The sequence below is a fragment of the Actinophytocola sp. genome (assembly GCF_036002505.1).
GTDB lineage: Bacteria > Actinomycetota > Actinomycetes > Mycobacteriales > Pseudonocardiaceae > DASYTH01.
The window spans coordinates 1-2,507 of sequence record NZ_DASYTH010000431.1; the positions used below are offsets into that span (position 1 = coordinate 1).

Below are 2,507 nucleotides of genomic sequence, written 5' to 3' on the forward strand. Positions count from 1 at the left end.
ATGAGCGACCTTCTGGAACGACTGCGCGGACGCGGATGGCGAATGACCGCGCAGCGACGCGTCGTGGCCGAGGTCCTCGACGGCGAGCACGTCCACCTGACGGCCGACGAGGTGCACACACGGGCCGTCGCGAAACTGCCCGAGATCTCCCGCGCGACCGTCTACAACACGCTGGGCGAGCTCGTCTCCCTCGGCGAGGTCCTGGAAGTCGCCACGGACAAGCGCGCCAAGCGGTACGACCCGAACGCGCACCGCCCGCACCACCACCTGGTCTGCGCCCAGTGCGGCGCGATCCGCGACGTCCACCCCACCGGCAACCCGCTGGCCGACCTCCCCGACTCGGAGCGCTTCGGCTTCGCGGTCTCGGACGTCGAGGTGACGTACCGGGGCGTGTGCCCGAACTGCGCGGCAGCCTAGACCCGTACTTCGCGGGTCGTTGATTCGTATGGTGTGACCGGTCCGGGGGTGTCCCTGGGCCGGGGTGTGGCGTTGGGTGGGGTGTGTCGAAGTCTTCCCGGTCCCCGCGGCCACGGTCTGAGCGTCAGCGTTTTGAAGTAGCGGTGACGTCCGTGGTGGAGAAGCGTCTGGGCGCTCTGCCTGTCGTTTCCGAGTTCACTCGTCGGCTGGATCTGGCCGGGATCGTGGATGCGGTGTGCCCCGGTGGTGCGAGTGCGCATGTGACGCACGGGCAGGTCATCGAGGCGCTGGTGGCCAACCGGCTGACCTCGCCGGCACCGTTGGTGCGGGTGGAGGACTGGGCCAGGTGCTGGGCGGTGGAGGAGGTCTTCGGGATCGAGCCCGGCCTGCTCAACGACGACAGGCTCGCCCGGGCGCTGGATGCGATCGCCCCGCATCTGGAGCACATCGCGGGCACGGTCGGGGCGCGGGCGATCGCCGAGTTCGGCATCGATGTGTCCCGGCTGCACTGGGACATGACCAGCATGTCCGTGCACGGTGCCTACCCTGCCGAGGGCCAGGACGAGGACTTCCCCGTCATCGGCTACGGGCATCCCAAGGACCGGCGGGTGGACCTGAAGCAGGTCCAGGCCGGACTCGCGGTGACGGCTGATGGCGGCATTCCCCTCCACGCCAGGGTCTTCGACGGGCCGGCGGCCGAGGTTTCCCAGGTCGTCGGCGCGATGAAGGACCTGCGCACGATGGCCGGCACCCGCGACTTCCTGATGGTCGCCGACTCCAAGCTGGTGTCCTACGCCAACGTCACCGCGCTGCTGGCAGCCGGGGTGCACTTCGTCGCCCCGGTCCCGGCCGCGCAGGTCAACGACGGGGTCTATGCCGCCCTCGACCCCGCTCTCGCCACGGTCGTGGACTGGGTGCCGGACCGGGATGCGGCAAAGCCGGCCGAGCGCCGCGAGAGCTACCGGGCGCTGGAGGACACCCACACCCTGAAGGGGCCGAGGAAGAGTGATCCCGAACTCACCGTGCGGCGGATCCTGGTCCATTCCACCGCGAACGCCGCAGGCCAGCAGGCCGCCCGCCACAAGCGCCTGACCAAAGCCGCCGAGGACCTGAACAAGCTCGCTTCGGTGGCCGGCGGACGGCACTACAAGAGCGCCGGGAAGGTCCTCGCCCGCGTCGGTGTGATCACCGCGAAGCGCCGTGTCGCCTCTTGCCTGCGCTTCACCGTCGCCGAGGACGACGCCGGGAAACCATCCCTGACCTGGCACTTCGACCAGGAGATCCTGGCGGCGGAGGCCGCCGTCGACGGCTGGTACGCACTGCTGACCACCCTGCCCCCCGAGCAGGCCGATCCGGGCCAGGTCCTGATCCTCTACAAGGGCCAGGGCACGGTCGAACGCCGCTACCACGACTTCAAGGGACCACTCGCGGTCGCACCGGTCTTCGTCCAGCACAACCGGCGCGTCGCCGCCCTCATCCAGGTCATCTGCCTGGCCCTGCTCGTCTTCTGCCTCATCGAACGCCAGGTCAGGCGAGCTCTGGGCCCCGAGCAGACCATGCGCGGGCTCTACCCCGACAACCGCCGCGTCCGCCCCACCGGCCGCATGATCTTCTACCACCTCGGCGAACTCACCCTGCGGATCGGCCACATCACCGACCCGCCCACCGTCCAGATCACCCGCGGCGTCCAACTCCACCTCCTCGACCTCCTCGACACCGACATCGGACAAACCCGCTGGCCACAAACCTGAAACGGTGACCCGCGAAGTACGGGCCTAGAGCGCCGCCGCCAGTTCGGTGCCCTGCTTGATGGCTCGCTTGGCGTCCAGTTCGGCGGCCACGTCGGCGCCGCCGATGAGATGCACGCTGCGGCCGGCGGTGGCCAGCTCGTCGTACAGGCCGCGGCGCGGTTCCTGTCCGGTGCACAGGACGATCGTGTCGACCTCCAGGACGGTGCTGGTGCCGTCGACGGTGACGTGCAGTCCGGCGTCGTCGATGCGGTCGTAGCTCACGCCCGGGACCATGGTGACGCCGCGGTGCTTGAGCTCGGTGCGGTGGATCCAGCCGGTGGTCTTGCCGAGGCCGGCGCC

Annotated in this window: 2 protein-coding genes and 1 pseudogene; 2 read left to right on the top strand and 1 reads right to left on the bottom strand. The window is 69.7% G+C overall.

All coding sequences use genetic code 11. The features are described from left to right. Both VGR06_RS38820 and VGR06_RS38825 read left to right on the top strand, forming a co-directional pair. On the top strand, positions 1–417 hold a 417-nt coding region (locus VGR06_RS38820; RefSeq protein ID WP_327564231.1), incomplete at its 5' end, for a Fur family transcriptional regulator. A 152-nt stretch (positions 418–569) separates the two neighbouring features. After that, the gene (locus VGR06_RS38825) at positions 570–2,168 is read left to right on the top strand and encodes an IS1634 family transposase (RefSeq protein ID WP_327564232.1); all 1,599 of its coding nucleotides are present in this window, start codon (positions 570–572) and stop codon (positions 2,166–2,168) included. A 24-nt stretch (positions 2,169–2,192) separates the two neighbouring features. On the opposite strand, the pseudogene VGR06_RS38830 reads toward VGR06_RS38825, so the two are convergent. Beyond that, positions 2,193–2,507: pseudogene (locus VGR06_RS38830) on the bottom strand (NADPH-dependent 2,4-dienoyl-CoA reductase); the annotation flags it as partial.